This window comes from Stieleria varia (assembly GCF_038443385.1).
Taxonomy (GTDB): Bacteria; Planctomycetota; Planctomycetia; order Pirellulales; family Pirellulaceae; genus Stieleria; species Stieleria varia.
The window spans coordinates 5465677-5482668 of the sequence record NZ_CP151726.1 but is presented as its reverse complement, the minus strand read 5'-3'; the positions used below and the strand labels follow the sequence as shown (position 1 = coordinate 5482668).

Below are 16992 nucleotides of genomic sequence, written 5' to 3'. Positions count from 1 at the left end.
ACTCCTCTCGTTGTCGTCGCAATCATAATGACCCTGAACGACTTGGCTGATCAGAAAACCGAATCCAGCGCTACGCAGGATGGTCCTCGCTATTGGCGCAGCTTTGCCGAGCTGCAAGACCGCGAAGACTTTCAACAGTACTTGGATCGTGAGTTCCCTGTCGCTGCATCTGAATTCCCGGCGGGCGTTTCGCGTCGCCGATGGATCCAGTTGATGGGTGCATCCTTGGCAATGGCCGGAGCAACCGGTTGCCGTTATCCGGAGGAAACGATCGCCCCGTTCGTGATCCGCCCGGAAGGACGCGTGCCCGGTGAGACTTACTCGCGAGCCACCAATTTCGAACTCGCCGATCGTGTTTACAACGTCCTGATCAATTGCGTCGATGGACGCCCGTTGAAAATCGAAGCCAACCCGTTGCACCCAGCGGGCGGCGGAACGGACGTTTTCTCGCAAGCATCCATTCTGACGTTGTTCGATCCCGATCGTTCACGCGGCGACGACGGTTTTGTGTTGCGTCGCGGTCCTGAGCGACGCATGGAAGTCGACTGGTCGGAGTTTGATGAGGTTGCTCCTGAGCTGATCACGACAGCAAAGGAAAACGGAGACGGAGCAGGTTTCGCCGTGTTGATGGGGCCGACTCGGTCGCCGTCGATCGTTCGAGCCGTTCAAGATCTGGTCACGGAGTTGCCCGGTGCAACCGTAGCACGATACGACAGTGTCGGCGCCGATGTGATGCGAAACGCGACGACGACGATGTTCGGCAAACCCGCACGTCAGACATTGGATTTGGCGAAAGCCAAAGTGATCCTGACGCTGGAAGCAGACATTTTGGGAACCGACCCTGGTTTCCTGGCCAACGCCAAAGGATACGCGGCCAATCGCGATCCAGACGAAGGCATGATGAGTCGCATGTATGTCGTCGAAGGCGGCTACACGGCGACGGGGACGATGGCGGACTCGCGTTTGGCGCTTCGCCCCAGCCAAATGCCGGCCTTCCTGTCGGACTTGGCGCTGCGAGTGGAACAGCTCAAGGGCGGCGGCTCACACGACCATCCTGCGGAAGAACTTGCGTTCAATGATCCAAAGGTCACGGCTGCCGAGCGACTGGAGCGATTCCTGGATGTTTTGTCCCATGACATTGCCGAGGCCGGTGACGGTGAGGCGGTGGTGGTGGTCGGCGAAGCCTTGGGTGCGGACATGGTCGCGGCCGGCATCGCGATGAACGAGAAACTTGGTTCACTCGGAACGATTCAGAAGTTTGCCCCCGAAATCGACGGCGACTTGACGACGGTTTCGCTGGACGAACTGACGAGCAAGATGACCGACGGCAAAGTGCAAACGTTGCTGATCTTGGGCAACAATCCTGTCGCGACCGCCCCCAGTGACATCGCCTTTGGTGACGCCCTGAAGACGATCGAGAACTCAATTTACTTGGGTGACTACGACGACGAGACCGCCGCGTTGTGCACGTGGTCGCTGCCGTTGGCTCACCCGCTGGAGTCGTGGGGCGACGTGGTCACTCCCGACGGTCACTACGGCGTTTGCCAACCGCAGATCCTGCCCTTGATGGGTGGACGCACGGCTTGCGAGTTGATCGCCGGCATGCTGGACGCCGACGTGACGGAAGGCTCCAAGATCGTTCGTCGATCTGCTGACGTCATACGTGGTGAATCGCTGAGCGAGCGTGAGTGGCGAAAATTGTTGCACGACGGATTCTTGGATGAGATCAAGCCCGACGCGAGCGAGATGAAGGTGACCGGCAAGGCACCTGAGTTGCCCAAGGAAGCTCCAGTGGCGCTGGAACGAAAAGACATCAACCAGGATGACATCGAAGTCATCTTCACGCCCTCGGAGGCGCTCTATGATGGCCGATTCGCCAACAACGCGTGGCTGCAAGAGATGCCTCACTCGGTGACCAAGCTGGTGTGGGACAACGCCGCCGTCATGAGCCCTGCGACGGCTGAAAAACTCCAGATCACGCACGAACAAACGGTCACGTTGCGACGCGACGGGGCAAAGATTCAGTTGCCGGTGTTCCTGATTCCAGGCTGTGCGCCCGGTGTCGTGACTGCGGCAATCGGATACGGACGTACCCGAGTCGGCATGGTTGGTGGATACCCAGCGTACGATGTCGATGTCGTGGGTGTCGATGTTTCGCCGATCCGCACCAAAGACGCGATGCACATCGCGTACAAAGTCGAGGGCCGTCCGAATTATTCCGAGTACGAGTTTGCGACCACCCAGGATCACTGGGCGATCGATGAGCGTGGTCGTGACGAAACCGAGCGACGTAGTTTCTCGCTGATTCGCGAAGGAACCGCGGATCTGATGAAGAAGCTGCCGGACTTCGCCAGTGCCAAGGGCCCGCACGTTCCCAAGGTCGGTGACCACCAGTCGCTGCACACCGAGCCGATCGTCGCGATCGAGCGTGATCCTGAACTGAGCTTCCTTCCCCAGTGGGGCATGGCGATCGACTTGACCAAGTGCATCGGGTGCAACGCTTGCGTGATCGCTTGTCAAAGCGAGAACAACGTTCCGATCGTCGGCAAAGAGCAAGTCAAGAACAGCCGTGAAATGCACTGGCTGCGAATCGATCGTTATTTCCAAGGTGACGAAGACAACGCGGATGTGGTTCACCAGCCAATGGCTTGTGTGCACTGCGAAACCGCTCCTTGTGAACAAGTATGCCCGGTGGCTGCGACGGTTCACACGGAGGAAGGCATCAATGCGATGGCTTACAACCGCTGTATCGGCACGCGTTACTGTGCCAATAACTGTCCCTTCAAAGTCCGCCGATTCAACTACTTCAATTACAACGAAGACGTCGGCGTCGGCTACGGCATCGATGCTTACGAATCGAACATCGATAAAGCGAACCGCAAGCTGCAGTCGTTGGTACTTAATCCCGACGTCACCGTGCGTGGCCGCGGTGTGATGGAAAAGTGTACCTACTGCATCCAACGAGTCGAAAAGGGCAAGATCGCGGCTCGCGTCGCAGGCCGGCGAATCGCCGACGGCGACGTCATCACGGCTTGTCAGTCTGCCTGTCCGACCAACGCGATCGATTTCGGTAATGTTGCCGATGCGGAGTCTGCGGTTTCCAAAAAGCAAGCCAACGAGCGTGCTTATGGAATGCTGGAACAACTCAACGTCAAGCCACGAACCGAGTACTTGGCACGCGTCCGCAATCCGCACCGTCGTTTGTGGACGATGAAGCAGATCGAGGACTTCAACGATCTGCATTCGCACAAACATGGCCATGACGACCATGGCGCGGACGCACACCGTGGTGACGGCCACGACTCGGCCGCAGACGGCCACGATCATCCCGCTGAAGGACACTCAACGGCAGAAGCCGGTGAGGGTGCCGCCGCTGAGAAGCCGGCAAACGAGAACAAAGAGTAGAGAAAAGAAGGACTTGATCGAATTTGGTTTTTTATCGAAGCCAGTTCGGTCGGTCGCACGACGTCATTGCAATTTGCTTAACGCCCACAGCTAACCGCTAATCCATCATGTCACTAGCCATTCCAAACGGATTGGACAACACCGTCGAACGCCCAGGAGAACGAGCCCCGCTTGTTCTCGGTGAAACGACGTACCACGATATCACCGAGTCGGTGTGCCAGGTTGCCGAGCGTCCGCCCAGCAAGGGTTGGGTGATCGGTTTCCTGATCTCGTTCGCATTGCTGCAGTGGCTCGGCCTCTGTATCGCGTACTTGATCTACACCGGTGTCGGGGTTTGGGGCAACCGTTCGCCCATCTTCTGGGGCTGGCCCATCGTGAACTTCGTGTTCTGGGTCGGTATCGGTCACGCCGGAACCTTGATCAGTGCGATTTTGTATCTGTTCCGACAAGAATGGCGGACCAGCATCAACCGCGCGGCCGAGGCCATGACGATCTTCGCGGTCGCCTGTGCGGGAACTTTCCCGGGTATCCACGTCGGTCGTGCTTGGTTGGCATTCTGGTTGGCGCCCTATCCCAGTTTGAACCTGTGGATGTGGCCCCAATTCCGCAGCCCACTGCTGTGGGACGTCTTCGCGGTCAGCACGTACGGAACCGTTTCGCTGTTGTTCTGGTACATGGGGATGGTGCCGGACTTGGCAACGTTCCGCGATCGATCGACCAACAAATGGCGTCGCATGGCTTACGGAATCCTGTGCCTTGGCTGGAGCGGTTCGTCGCGTCACTGGATGCGTTATGAAAAAGCGTATGCGTTGTTGGCTGCATTCGCCGCCCCGCTGGTGCTTTCGGTGCACACGATCGTGTCCTTTGACTTCGCGGTTTCGCAGGTTCCCGGGTGGCACACGACGATCTTCCCACCTTACTTCGTCGCCGGTGCGATCTTCAGCGGTTTCGCCATGGTGCTGACGCTGATGGTACCCGCCCGCTCGATGTTGGGTCTGGAAAAACTGATCACGGTTCGACACATGGACAACATGTGCAAAATCATCCTGGCGACGGGTTCGATCGTCGGTTTGGCATACGGGACCGAGTTCTTCATCGCGTGGTACGGCCAAGTCGGCGAAGAACAGTTCGCGTTCACCAACCGTGCGTTTGGCCCGTACTGGTGGGCTTACTGGACCATGGTCACCTGCAACGTGATCAGCCCCCAATTGTTCTGGTTCAAGAAATGCAGGACAACGCCATGGCTGATTGTCTTGATTTGTATCTTCGTCAACATCGGAATGTGGTTCGAACGATTTGTGATCGTCGTGACCAGCCTTTCGCGAGATTACTTGCCCAGTGCCTGGGCCTACTTCACTCCGACGTGGGTCGACTGGTCGATGTTGATCGGATCATTCGGATTGTTCTTCACACTGTTTTTGCTGTTCTGTCGCTTGATGCCCGTCATCAACATGGCGGAGACCAAAGCCACCTTGGCCAAGCAAATTCACATGTCGCACAAGCACGGAGATCACTAAGGGTCGTTTGATTTTCAAACCACACTGACAATACGATGTCTGAGAAAAAAACCGAAACGACTGTCCACGGCATGATGGCCGAATTCACCACGGTGGATTCTTTGTTGGACGCCTGTAACCGTGTCCGCGAAGCCGGATACACCAAGACCGACGCGTTCACGCCGTTTCCCGTTCACGGAATCGACAAAGCGTTGGGGATCAAGCCGACGATCTTGCCATGGATCGCACTTGCCGCGGGTTTGACCGGGACCGCCATCGCCTTGGTGATGCAGATCTGGATGAACTCGATCGACTACCCGTACATCATCTCGGGCAAACCTTACATTTCGCTGCCGGCATTCATGCCTGTCGCGTTCGAGTTGACGATTTTGCTCGCGTCCTTTGGAACATTCTTTGGGATGTGGGCGCTCAACGGACTGCCCAAGTTCAGCAATCCCGTGTTCACCGATCCACGATTCGATCGTGCGACCGACGACCGGTTCTTTCTGTACATCGACGCCAAAGACGAGCGTTACAACTCCGCTGGAGTGAGGAAGCTGTTTGACGCGACAGGCAGTCAGTACATCAACGAAGTCGTTGAGGATGACTCGCCCAAGAAAGTGCCGCGTTTCATCTACATGGTTTGGGGACTGTCGGTCGCCGCGTCGGTCATCCCGTTGCTGATCGTGTTGAAAATGCGAGTGACGACGAGCAGCCAGCCTCGGTTCCACATTTTCTATGACATGGACTTTTCGCCTTCGCGAGATGCCCAACAGACCACGTCACTGTTCGCAGACAGCCGTGCCATGCGTCCCGATGTGCCCGGCACTGTTGCTCGCGGTCAGTTTGACGAGAACCTCGATATGCAGTTTGGTATCGACATGCAAAAATTGCTTGCGTCCGATTCCGAGCGTGCCGAACGTCTGGTCGCGTTTTACACGCAAGGTGCCGAGCAGCCGCCGGCTGCGGAAGCTCCGTCGGTCATGGAAACGACACCGTGGTTGACCGAGAATCCCGTCACGGTCGATGCGGAACTGATGGAGCGTGGGCAGCAGCAATTCAACATTTACTGTGCCGTCTGCCACGGAGCCGACGGAAAGGGAAATGGGTTGGTCAATCGCCGTGCTCAACAGATCATGGCCGACACTTGGGTTCCACCCGCGTCGATGCACCAGGACACGCTGTTTAGCGACAAGTATCCCGATGGAAAGCTGTTCAGCACCATCAGCAACGGCATCCGCAAAATGCCGGGTTACGCGTCACAAATCAAGTTGCGTGACCGTTGGGCGATCGTCGCTTACGTCCGCGCTCTGCAGAAGAGTCAGAACGGATCGATGGACTTGGTGCCTCCAAATATGAAGGCCGAAATCGAGAAAAAGAAAGCAACCGTCGATGCTGCATTGAAAGCTGCTGCGGAGAAGGCTGCGGCAGAAAAAGCGGAAGCCGAGAAGGCAGCCGCGTCGACACCGGAAGCACTCGCGGCAAAGGCAGCAGAAGAGAAAGCTGCTGCTGAGAAGATGGCTGCTGAAAAGGCTGCCGCAGAGAAGAAAGCTGCTGACGAAAAGGCCGCTGCTGAAAAGATGGCGGCAGAGAAGGCTGCTGCTGAGAAGAAAGCCGCCGAAGAAAAGGCTGCTGCTGAGAAAGCGGCTGCTGAGAAGATGGCTGCCGAGAAAGCAGCTGCGGAAAAGAAAGCCGCTGAAGAAAAAGCAGCCGCTGAGAAGGCCGAGGCTGAGAAGATGGCTGCCGAGAAAGCGGCTGCTGAAAAGAAGGCTGCCGAAGAAAAGATGGCCGCCGAAAAGGCTGCTGAGGAAAAAGCTGCCGCTGAAAAAGCTGCAGCAGAGAAGAAGGCTGCTGAGGAGAAAGCTGCCGCTGAAAAGGCCGAAGCTGAAAAGAAAGCGGCTGAAGAAAAGCCTGCTGACGAAAAACCTGAATCGACCGAAGAGCCAGCCGACGGCGAGAAGCCAGCCGAAGAAGATGCTCCGGCAGAATCCGGTGACGACGAAGCCCCTGAATCTGCGGATGGCAACTAGCCCGCAGTTTGACCCGAACGATTTGTTTCCTTTCCTATATTCACCACCCATTGCAACTGGTTCGCCTCCGAGCAACTGCCCGGTAACCGAACACAACTGAGCCGGAGTATCCGGCGGCCATAACCATGAGTGAACACGCTGCAGTAACCGTGAAACCAGCAGACGATCCTGCGTTCAAACTTCCAGAACGTTTGGCCGGTCTCGCCATTCCCCTTTGTATCGGCGGGCTCGTTTTGCTCGTGATTGGGATGGCAGTCGCAATGATGGCACAGACCGATGACACGATGCCTCGGTTTGGATACTCGGCTTACTTGACGGCGTTCCTGTACTGCTTGACCATCGCGATGGGCGGCATGTTCTTCGTCTTGATCCAACACCTGGCAAGAGCAGGCTGGAGCGTCGTGGTTCGCCGCATCGCGGAATTCCTGATGTTCATGGTCATCCCGCTGGCGTTTCTTTTCGTGCCGATCTTGGTTGGTGTTTACTGGGGCGGCTTGTACGCTTGGACGAGTGAAACATTTGGGCAAGACGCTGGTGTTGCAGAATCAGTCTGGAAAGCAAAGTCGAGTTACCTGAATGCCGGCTGGTTTACTTTGCGAGCCGTCGTTTACTTCACCATCTGGATTGGTCTGGCACTTTACTTCTGGAAAGGCAGCGTCGGCCAAGATGAGACCGGCGAGCGTGCCGCAACCGACCGCATGCAATACTGGAGCGGACCGGCGACGATGGCTTTCGCATTGTCGCTTTCCTTCGCAGCCTTTGATTGGGGGATGAGCCTCGCACCGATGTGGTTCTCCACCATGTTCGGCGTCTACATCTTTGCCGGCGGCATCCTGTCCGCTCACTGTGCCATCGCGTTGGGTGCCTACGTGCTGCAGCGATCCGGGGCGATCAAGGACGAGGTCACCGTGGAGCACTACCACGACCTTGGAAAGTACATCTTCGGATTTGTTTTCTTCTGGACTTACATCTCGTTCAGCCAATACCTGCTGATTTGGTACGGCAACATCCCAGAGGAAACCGAATGGTTCTACTCCCGCCAGCACGGTGGGTTCGGATACCTGTCCATCGCACTGATCGTGTTCCATTGGATCATCCCGTTCCTGGGAACGATGAGCCGTCACGTTCGACGAAATCCAAACTTGGTCGCCTTTTGGGCCGCATACATCCTGATCGTACACTTCATCGACATCTACTGGATCGTGATGCCGGAAGCACGTGCGTTATTCATTGACGGCGAAGTGGTCCACACCGTGCCGACATTCGGGGGAGCTGTGGGAGTCATCGGCAGCCTGATGTGCGTTGTCGGGATGGTCGGCCTGATCATCGGACTGATCCTAAAATTAGCGAGTTCCACCCGCGTGATCGCTGCCCGTGACCCGCGTTTGGCAGAATCGATTGGATTTGAGAACATTTAGAGGATTCACGTCACGCAATAAACGCTGCGGCAACAAGCCGCAGCGAGTGACAAAGATTCACGAACATAGATAAACATCAGGCATAGAAAATGGCAAAGTACGACGATCTGGACGTCAAACGAATCTTCGGGGTCGGAATCGCCTCCGTGGTTGTGACGGCGGTGACCGCTTTAGCGGTTCAAGTCGTGTATTACCACATGGTGGAATCGACCGCAAAACTCAAATCGGAACAAAGCAGCTACGAGACACAAAACTCGATCCTCGCCACGCAGATGGAGTCGATCTCGGGTTACGGCGTGGATGCCGAGACAGGCAACGTAGTGATTCCGATCGAAGAGGCCATGGAGTTGGCGGTTCAGGAGAGTCAGTCAGCAAATTCAGCGGATGAATCAAAGAAAGAGAATGAGAGTCAACCAGACGCAGCCTGATCGCCGCGCGAGTCATTCCACCGGAATGAGTCAGCGGTTTCATCGATTCGTTGCCATGGCAGCGATCTGCGGCTGTGTTTGCGCCCTGAGCGTTTCAGGCAACTTGATGGCTCAGGATCAAGCCCGTATGGGTGCCGACATCGCGTTGAACAATGGGCTGCCGCCGGAGGCTCAAGGCGTGACGGTGGACCAGAACTTGGGCAAAACGATTCGCTTGGACTTACCGATCACGGACTCCAATGGGCGGGCGATCAAGACCGGCTACGTGTTTGACGGAAAGCTGCCGACGATCGTTACGCTCAACTACAGCAACTGTCCGATGCTGTGCAGCATTCAGCTCAACAAGTTGACGTCAGCGCTTGGCAAATTGGATCTGAAACTCGGGACGGATTTCCGCATCCTGACTTTGAGCATCGATCCGACCGAGACGACACAACGAATCGCGGAAACCAAAGCACGTTACTTGGATGATCTGAACAACCAGCCTGAGGCCGAATCGGGCTGGGTGTTTTGTACGGCTAAACAGCCGATCATCACCCAAATCGCCGACACGCTCGGTTTTCGATACAAGTACGACCGAGTCAACAAACAATACAACCATCCGGCGATGCTGGCGTTTGTGTCTCCCACCGGAGTCATCACTCGCTACTCGTTGGACATCGATTTCCCCGCCGACCAGATCAAACTCGCGTTGGTGGAAGCCGGAGAGGGGACGGTGGGTTCGCCCGTCGATCAGTTCATCCTGTGGTGCTACAGCTACGATCCCCAGTCGAATTCCTACACGCCGGCCGCATGGAAAATCATGCGAATCTGCGGTGCAGGATTCCTGGTCATCATGCTGATTTGCTTGGTCCCCTACTGGGTCGGACGCAAGCGAACCGCCGCGGACGAAACCGAAACAGTGCCGACACCTGATCCTGTATAGAACCTATTGAATCAAACACACCGCAAGCAACTGGCTTGCGACCATTCACAAACCAACTCAACTTTCACGCCCTATAGAACATGACCAAATCAATGATGCTCTTCAGCGATCAGGTCCAAAGCAAATTCGACTGGTTCCCCGAGTCTGCTTCGACATTTTCCGAGCAGAGTGATGGAATCTTTTGGTTCATCACTTGGACTTGCGTTTTCTTCTTCGTCGGAATTGTAGCGGCGCTCGCTTGGTTCTCGGTGAAGTACCGTAAGCCCAAGGGCGGAAAGGCGGAAAGCCAGATCGACCACAACACAGCCATCGAGTTGGTTTGGTCGGTTGGTCCCTGTTTCCTGCTGATTGCAATGTTCTACGTCGGCGCCAAGGGCTTTCTTGACCAGCGGACCGTCCCAGAGGGCGCGTACAACATCGGCGTTCAGGCCTTCAAATGGGGCTGGACGATGGACTACGGGTCGGGTGTCTACCACCCCGAGTTGCATGTGCTGGTCAACCAGCCGACAAAGCTGACGATGCGTAGCAGTGACGTCATCCACAGTTTGTACATCCCGTCGTTCCGAGTGAAGAAAGATGTCGTGCCGGGGCGTTACAGCTACATGTGGTTCAACCCGACCATCGCCAGTGAAAAGGTGGACCCGGCTGAGGTGGAAAAGAAGGCGGAAGAATTTAAGAAAGCGGGTGCTGGTTGGAACTATGACGACGCGCAGTTCACCCCCGATGGCTACAAGTTCTATGACCTTTACTGCACGGAGTACTGCGGCAAAGACCACTCGCAAATGCAAACGGTCGTTGTCGTCCACGAGACGCAGGAAGACCTCGATGCTTGGATCAAGAAATACAGTGCTCGTGGTGATGATGAGTCGCTCGTTTCGTACGGCGAAAAGCTGTACGCACGACGCAACTGCAAGGGATGCCACTCATTGGACGGCAGCAAACAAGTCGGACCGAGTTACCAGGGAAGCTTCGGCACCCAGCGGTCGTTGGCTTCCGGAGACGCGGTAACGGTCGACGAGAATTACCTCCGCGAATCGATCTTGTACCCCAAAGCCAAGGTTGCGGCCGGGTATCAGCCGGTCATGCCCAGCTACAAAGGACAGTTGAGCGATGACGATATCGCCAGCTTGGTAGAATTCATCAAGGCTCAGAGCCCCGATGCTGCCGCTGCTGGCCAAAAGGACACCGTCAAAGAAGACGCCGTCAAAGAAGACACAGCAGAGTGACTTGGACAGTCCGATGCCGGATGATTTCGGTGTCGGGTCAAACGAAGAAGATAAACAAAACATTCAGCGGACGACGGTCGGCTGATCACACATAAAAGAATTTCGAATGTGTCCGACGCCCAAACGTCGGGTTCAATCAACGAGGCAATAGCGATGTCTGCAGGATCGATTCCAAAGGGTCACGAAGTCAGTGACCCAGGCTTCCCGACGGAACGAGAGAACTATCTGACGAACTCCAAGGGAGTTCTCAGTTGGATGTTCACGCTCGACCATAAACGCATCGGCGTGATGTACCTGATCGGTGTGACCGCTGCGTTTGCGATCGCTGGCGTGTTGGCCTTGTTCATTCGCTTTCACCTGATGAACCCGGACGGTTGGTTCTTGCAGATGGGGATCTTTAAATGGATCACCGGACGTGAAGCCACCAATGATGTCTACAACCAAGTGTTCACGCTTCACGGCGCGATCATGGTGTTCCTGTTCATCATCCCGAGTATTCCGGCCGCATTGGGGAACTTCCTGGTGCCGGTGATGCTGGGAGCAAAAGACGTCGCATTTCCGCGACTGAACCTCAGCAGTTTTTACCTGTGGGTCTTCGGCGCGTTGTTCTTCATCAGTGCTTTGTTGGCCAGTGGATTGGACACGGGTTGGACGTTCTACACTCCCTACAGCACAACCACTGACAGTTCGGTGATCTTGGCCACCACCGGTGCGTTCATCCTCGGGTTCAGCTCGATCTTTACCGGATTGAACTTCATCGTGACCATCAACACCATGCGTCCGCCGGGAATGAGCTGGTTCCGCATGCCGTTGTTTTTGTGGGCGACCTACGCGACCAGTATCATCCAAGTGTTGGCGACGCCTGTTCTGGGTATCACGCTCCTGCTGTTGATTGCGGAGCGAACGATGCACATCGGGATCTTTGATCCGGAATACAACGGCGACCCGGTGACGTTCCAGCACTTTTTCTGGTTCTACAGCCACCCCGCTGTTTACATCATGATTTTGCCCGCATTCGGGATCATCAGCGATCTGATCAGCGTGCACAGTCACAAACGAATCTTCGGATATCGCTTCATCGCCTACTCGTCCATCGCGATCGCGTTGCTGGGATTCTTGGTCTGGGGACACCACATGTTCACCGCCGGAATGAGCCCGGTGACGACGATCATCTTCAGCGCGTTGACCTTCACCGTCTCGGTGCCGTCGGCGATCAAGGTTTTCAACTGGTTGGCGACGATGTGGAAGGGTTCGATTAGCCTGACCACGCCGATGTGCTTTGCTATTGCTTTCATCTTTCTGTTCACCATCGGGGGACTGACCGGTCTGCACTTGGGAACCCTGGCGACCGACCAACACTTGCACGACACGTATTTCGTCGTCGCTCACTTCCACTACGTGATGGTCGGCGGGACACTGGTCGCCTTCTTGGGCGGCGTGTTCCACTGGTGGCCCAAGATGTTCGGACGGATGTACAACGAATTGGGTGGTCAGGTTTCCGCCCTCCTGATCTTCCTCGGTTTCAACTTGACGTTCTTGCCTCAGTTCATCCTCGGATCACGAGGGATGCCGCGACGTTATGCAACGTACGATCCCGAGTTTGCGGGTCTGCATCAGATGAGTACCTATGGTGCAATGCTGCTTGGCTTTGGATTGCTCGTCGCATTGATCGTGCTGTTGGTGTCGCTCTACAAAGGCAAGCGTGCACCCGCCAACCCTTGGGGCGGAGCAACGCTGGAGTGGAATTGCACCAGCCCACCACCGTTTTACAACTTTGAGCGTCCACCAGTGGTCGGCGACCCGTACGAGTTCGGCAACATCGAATGGGATGCTGAGAACGAGCGTTATGTCAGGATCGAACCCAAGCGAGAGGTCACGCCGACTGAGAAGCCGACCGTGACGACATCGTAGATAATGAACAAGATTTCCCGGGACGGCCACTAATTGGGCGGTCCTTGGGATGATCGCCAGCTAGATTCCTCAACCGAGCGAAAACGATTCAGCTCGGTTGATTTGACTCACCACAATTTCCTCTAAATTCCGACCACATGGCTACCACACCAGCGGATCAGATTACCGACCATGCTCACGGAGATGACCATGGCCACGATCATGATCACCCTTCGTTTCTGGCCCACCACTTTGACACGCCGGAACAGCAGTTCGATAGTGGAAAGCTCGGCATGTGGCTTTTCCTCGTTACCGAAATCCTGTTCTTCAGCGGGATGTTCTGTGCATACGCGATCTTTCGGTCGTTACGCCCAGACGTTTTCGAGGGCTGTAGCCAGTTCTTGAACACCAAACTCGGTGCGATCAACACCGGCGTGCTGCTGTTCAGCTCACTGACGATGGCTTGGGCCGTCCGATGTGCGCAACTGGAGGAGCACAAGAAGCTGACCGCGCTGCTGGCGACGACGTTGTCCTGTGCGATGGTTTTCTTGGGCGTAAAGGCCATTGAATATTCTCACAAGTGGCACCTTGGTTTGTTGCCAGCAGGATTGTTCACTTATGGTCAACCGGAATCTCCCGACGCACCTAACTACCTTGCCTACATTTGTGCTCCATTTGCAGTGGCGACCATTGGTGTGCTGATCTGGTTGGTGATTTCGTTTTTCCGCAAGAATGAGTTCCACGTCGCCGTGGCAAAGCCATTGTTGGTCGTTTGCCTCAGTTTCTTTGGCGGTGTTTACCTGGGGACAATTCTGGAAAGTGGCGGTCACGATGAAACTCACGCGTCGGCAGCGCACGATGGTGGTGAACATGCCGATCACGAGCACGCTGGCGGTGAGCACGCTGATGAAGATCATAAAGCTGAGACTGCAGCGACGGACGTAGCCGGCAGCGTGAATGAAGAGCTGAGCGTTCAAGAACGGTTGGCAAAGGATGCGACGAACACGGGGTTGGCGTCAGAAATCGATGCCTTGGATACACAGTCGCAATTGGCCGATGGCTCCGTTCTGTACCACAATACGAAAGCGACCGCGACGATCGATGAGGTGCCAGAGGATGTGTTGACGCCCAGCAAGGCCGGCTTGTTCTTCAGCATCTATTACTGCATGACCGGCGTTCACGCGATCCACATTCTGGCCGGCATCGGGGTTTTGGTGTGGCTGTTGGTTCGATCCGTTCGACACGACTTCAATCGTCAGTACTTTGGACCGGTTGACTATGTCGGTCTCTACTGGCACTTGGTCGACTTGATCTGGATTTACCTGTTCCCGCTTCTTTACTTGATCCGCTAGACGCACAAGTCTTCACTTTTGTTCGCATTCCGCGAAAGGCGCGATAGATTCGATGTCATCTCACGAACATTCCGACGACGGTTACGATTTTGCACACCCATTGCCATTGCCTCTGCTCTTCGCAGTGTTTGGCATTTTGGTGGTCCTGACGATCATCACGGTGGGCCAAGCCAGTTTTGATTTTGGTAGCTGGGACGTTGCCATCGTCATGGTGATTGCGACGATCAAGGCGCTGTTGGTGGGCGCGATCTTCATGCACTTGGCTTTTGACAAACCCTTCAATATCGCGGTGTTCGTCAGCTCGTTCGTATTTGTCGGGCTGTTCGTGATCTTCACCATCAGCGATAGCCAGATGACGTCCAAGGATTCCATTCCCGCGGTGGACGCAGCCATCCCTGCGGTCGTCGAACCTGCGGCCGCCGAACCTGTGGCAGAGTAGTTAGTAGTGCATCTGCCTGGGCTGTTCAAAATTTGGCGTTGACATTGTTTTTTCAGTCCATGTTTTCGTGCCATACATCGCAGTTAAAGTGAGCCTCAGGCGCTAGCCGTGGGCCGGCACCATAATCCGCCTCAGGCCCACGGTTAGTGGCCTGTTGATTTAATCGAAATTGGGAACGCAAGGGTGAGCCGTGGGCCGTGAGGCACCGGGCAATACGGTAGGCCCGGCCGCTTACGCGTCGCGGCTCACTAAATCAACAGCCCGCTAGCCGTGGGCCGGCACCATAATCCGCCTCAGGCCCACGGCTAGCGCCTGAGGCTCACTGGGGTTATCAGTTGCGCCGGCAGTAGGGACATAAACTTGCGCAAATCCAAAAAGACACAACACCAAACTTTGAGCAGTTCAGCCGTATGCTTGATTGCGGTTTCTTTGCGACCCATGGGAAATCTCTCCCCTCGACGTTGCGCTATCCTCGGAAAATGGACAGCTTGATCGGTTCTGCCGTGGTGCGGGAAACTGGTTCTGCGGGCTCCTCCATTGCCGCTCGCTCGGATTCGACCCACTCAGTGATCGTCTCGATCGTCGTGCGTTGTGTCCGAGGTGACTTTCCGGACAGACCACCGATTACCAGAATCGTGTCCCTTGGCTTCGCTTCCGCAACCGCCCAGCGGACCGCACGCTGCCAATCGGCGACCAAACGCATCGCGGCACATTTCTGAACTCCATCGAGTATCGCATGCGATTGACGCAGGAACCCTGTCTTGTTGGCGCCATCACAACTCACGATGCAATGATCAACAAAACGTTCCATGGTTTGCCCATAGATCGCAAGCTCTGAATCGGAGTCCTGGTCCGCCATCGCCATGACGCACCACAGTTTCCCACCGGCACGTGTGTGATAGGCATTGCGGATCGTCGAAGCAACTCGTTCCGGCGATCCGCCAGCATCGATCAGCACGGTCGCAAAGCCGTAATCGGACAATCGCTGACCTCTGCCAGGCAACTCGCGAAATTTTGAGATCGACTCGGCGACTTCATAAAGCGGTTGGTCCAACAAGACACCCAGCGTCGCAGTCGCTGCAATGTTCGCTGCCATCGCGGATCCGCACAGTGGTGTTTCCAGCATCGTGCTCAACTCCGTTGACGTCAGCAGCAGAGTGGTCATTCCACATGATTGCTCGATCAACGTGACGCTAAAATCAGCGGGGCCGGTGGCGGAGTACGTTACGACTCGACAACCACTGTCCAGAATTGGGCGCATGGTCTTGGGGTCATCCGCAGGCGCGATGATAACACCCGATGGCGCGAGACTTTCCAGTGCACATTGCAAACCACAAGGCCCGAAATCGCTGGCCAGTTCGGCCGCCCCCGTGACGATCAGGACATCGAATTCGATTTGTTCAAAGCGTCCTTGACGAAGAGCGTCGTCTCGCAATTCCATCACCGCCGCTTGGCTGCCACTGTCCACAGAGTCGGCCAACCAAGTCAACCATTGGGTCTCCGTTTGTAATTCGCTATCGGGCGTCTCCGACAGGACTCCGTCGCAGCATCCCAGGTCGGTTTGATAGGCGACTCGAATCTTTTGGTTTCGCAACAGTGAGGCGACCAACAGAGATGTCGAGGTCTTGCCCGTGGAGCCCAGGACTCCAATCGTCAACAGTTTGGTATCTGGCCGCCCCAAGATCTCCCGCTGGATCACGCCCAAGGCCGAGGGAACGCTGCCGACAATGCACTGCGGCAACGGGCAAGGGATCAACTGTTCGGTCAAGATACCTGCGGCGCCCCTGGCCATCGCTTGAGCGGCGATTTCAGATGGGTCATGTACACCGATTTGGTAGATCACCAGTTGCCCGGGTTGGCAAGTTTGTGGAGACGAAGCGATTTCGGTGAACGCGATGTCGTCACCGCCAAAGAATCGTTGATCCGGCAGAATGCTTGCAAGGGACAAGGTCTGGCAATCCGTTGCATCGTGTTGGACACCGTCTTCGGCTTGTAGAGATTCCGAAACTTGGCCTGAAACAGTAGAGATCGAGATGCTGTGGCAGTCGCGAGCGTTGTTTGATTGACGCATCAGAGGGCTTCCTTGCATGTGCGGTCAGATGATTTGAAAGCATTTCCGTCGCTTTCGAGTGGCGAATGTGTTTCGTCACCGGGGTGAATTGTTCTCACCAGAGCAATTCGGTCAATAGGAAAAGTTCAATGAGTGATCAATGAATGTTTCAGGCTAGCAATTCCTTGATGTCGCTATTGCCAATGTCACAAGTTGAGCTTTGATACCAGCACGAGGCGCAAGCGAGTGATTCGCGGCGCTCCATTCACTTGCTTGCGCTTCGTGCTGGTATTGGCCTATGAGATCTCAGATGACGACGTTCTCAGCCAAACA

11 protein-coding genes are annotated in these 16992 nt (G+C 55.7%); 10 read left to right on the top strand and 1 reads right to left on the bottom strand.

Annotated elements, in window-relative coordinates; all coding sequences use genetic code 11:
* Positions 1-27: 27 nt before the first annotated feature.
* From Pla52nx_RS18595 to Pla52nx_RS18550, 10 genes are all read left to right on the top strand, one after another.
* On the top strand, positions 28-3405 hold the full coding sequence (locus Pla52nx_RS18595) for a TAT-variant-translocated molybdopterin oxidoreductase (RefSeq protein ID WP_146520289.1): 3378 nt from the start codon (positions 28-30) through the stop codon (positions 3403-3405).
* A gap of 107 nt (positions 3406-3512) precedes the next feature.
* Positions 3513-4922, top strand: a complete 1410-nt coding sequence (gene nrfD, locus Pla52nx_RS18590) for an NrfD/PsrC family molybdoenzyme membrane anchor subunit (protein ID WP_146520288.1) — start codon at positions 3513-3515, stop codon at positions 4920-4922.
* 35 nt (positions 4923-4957) lie between these two features.
* Positions 4958-6931 carry a quinol:electron acceptor oxidoreductase subunit ActD gene (locus Pla52nx_RS18585; RefSeq protein ID WP_146520287.1) on the top strand — a complete coding sequence of 658 codons (1974 nt, stop codon included), beginning with the start codon at positions 4958-4960 and terminating at the stop codon, positions 6929-6931.
* A gap of 125 nt (positions 6932-7056) precedes the next feature.
* Positions 7057-8349 (top strand): hypothetical protein, encoded by a 1293-nt coding sequence (locus Pla52nx_RS18580; protein WP_146520286.1) that lies wholly within the window; start codon positions 7057-7059, stop codon positions 8347-8349.
* Between the two features lie 89 nt (positions 8350-8438).
* The gene (locus Pla52nx_RS18575) at positions 8439-8777 is read left to right on the top strand and encodes a hypothetical protein (RefSeq protein ID WP_146520285.1); all 339 of its coding nucleotides are present in this window, start codon (positions 8439-8441) and stop codon (positions 8775-8777) included.
* Complete coding sequence (locus tag Pla52nx_RS18570; RefSeq protein WP_146520284.1) at positions 8752-9702, top strand: SCO family protein; 951 nt, start codon at positions 8752-8754, stop codon at positions 9700-9702. Before Pla52nx_RS18575 ends, Pla52nx_RS18570 begins: the two co-directional genes overlap by 26 nt.
* An 80-nt stretch (positions 9703-9782) precedes the next feature.
* Entirely contained in the window at positions 9783-10928 is a 1146-nt protein-coding gene (locus tag Pla52nx_RS18565; RefSeq protein ID WP_197454617.1) for a cytochrome c oxidase subunit II, read from the top strand.
* A gap of 153 nt (positions 10929-11081) precedes the next feature.
* The gene (locus Pla52nx_RS18560; protein ID WP_146520283.1) at positions 11082-12839 is read left to right on the top strand and encodes a cytochrome c oxidase subunit I; all 1758 of its coding nucleotides are present in this window, start codon (positions 11082-11084) and stop codon (positions 12837-12839) included.
* A 137-nt stretch (positions 12840-12976) separates the two neighbouring features.
* Positions 12977-14170 carry a cytochrome c oxidase subunit 3 gene (locus Pla52nx_RS18555; RefSeq protein ID WP_146520282.1) on the top strand — a complete coding sequence of 398 codons (1194 nt, stop codon included), beginning with the start codon at positions 12977-12979 and terminating at the stop codon, positions 14168-14170.
* A gap of 52 nt (positions 14171-14222) precedes the next feature.
* On the top strand, positions 14223-14609 hold the full coding sequence (locus Pla52nx_RS18550) for a cytochrome C oxidase subunit IV family protein (protein ID WP_146520281.1): 387 nt from the start codon (positions 14223-14225) through the stop codon (positions 14607-14609).
* 466 nt (positions 14610-15075) lie between these two features.
* Here Pla52nx_RS18550 and Pla52nx_RS18545 read toward each other — a convergent pair whose 3' ends face one another.
* Positions 15076-16680 carry a Mur ligase family protein gene (locus Pla52nx_RS18545; RefSeq protein WP_197454616.1) on the bottom strand — a complete coding sequence of 535 codons (1605 nt, stop codon included), beginning with the start codon at positions 16678-16680 and terminating at the stop codon, positions 15076-15078.
* Between the last annotated feature and the right edge of the window lie 312 nt (positions 16681-16992).

Coding starts and splice junctions, on each gene's coding strand:
- Pla52nx_RS18595 (WP_146520289.1), top strand. CDS start 28: ATGACCCTGAACGACTTGGCTGATCAGAAAACCGAATCCAGCGCTACG.
- nrfD (WP_146520288.1), top strand. CDS start 3,513: ATGTCACTAGCCATTCCAAACGGATTGGACAACACCGTCGAACGCCCA.
- Pla52nx_RS18585 (WP_146520287.1), top strand. CDS start 4,958: ATGTCTGAGAAAAAAACCGAAACGACTGTCCACGGCATGATGGCCGAA.
- Pla52nx_RS18580 (WP_146520286.1), top strand. CDS start 7,057: ATGAGTGAACACGCTGCAGTAACCGTGAAACCAGCAGACGATCCTGCG.
- Pla52nx_RS18575 (WP_146520285.1), top strand. CDS start 8,439: ATGGCAAAGTACGACGATCTGGACGTCAAACGAATCTTCGGGGTCGGA.
- Pla52nx_RS18570 (WP_146520284.1), top strand. CDS start 8,752: ATGAGAGTCAACCAGACGCAGCCTGATCGCCGCGCGAGTCATTCCACC.
- Pla52nx_RS18565 (WP_197454617.1), top strand. CDS start 9,783: ATGACCAAATCAATGATGCTCTTCAGCGATCAGGTCCAAAGCAAATTC.
- Pla52nx_RS18560 (WP_146520283.1), top strand. CDS start 11,082: ATGTCTGCAGGATCGATTCCAAAGGGTCACGAAGTCAGTGACCCAGGC.
- Pla52nx_RS18555 (WP_146520282.1), top strand. CDS start 12,977: ATGGCTACCACACCAGCGGATCAGATTACCGACCATGCTCACGGAGAT.
- Pla52nx_RS18550 (WP_146520281.1), top strand. CDS start 14,223: ATGTCATCTCACGAACATTCCGACGACGGTTACGATTTTGCACACCCA.
- Pla52nx_RS18545 (WP_197454616.1), bottom strand. CDS start 16,680: ATGCGTCAATCAAACAACGCTCGCGACTGCCACAGCATCTCGATCTCT.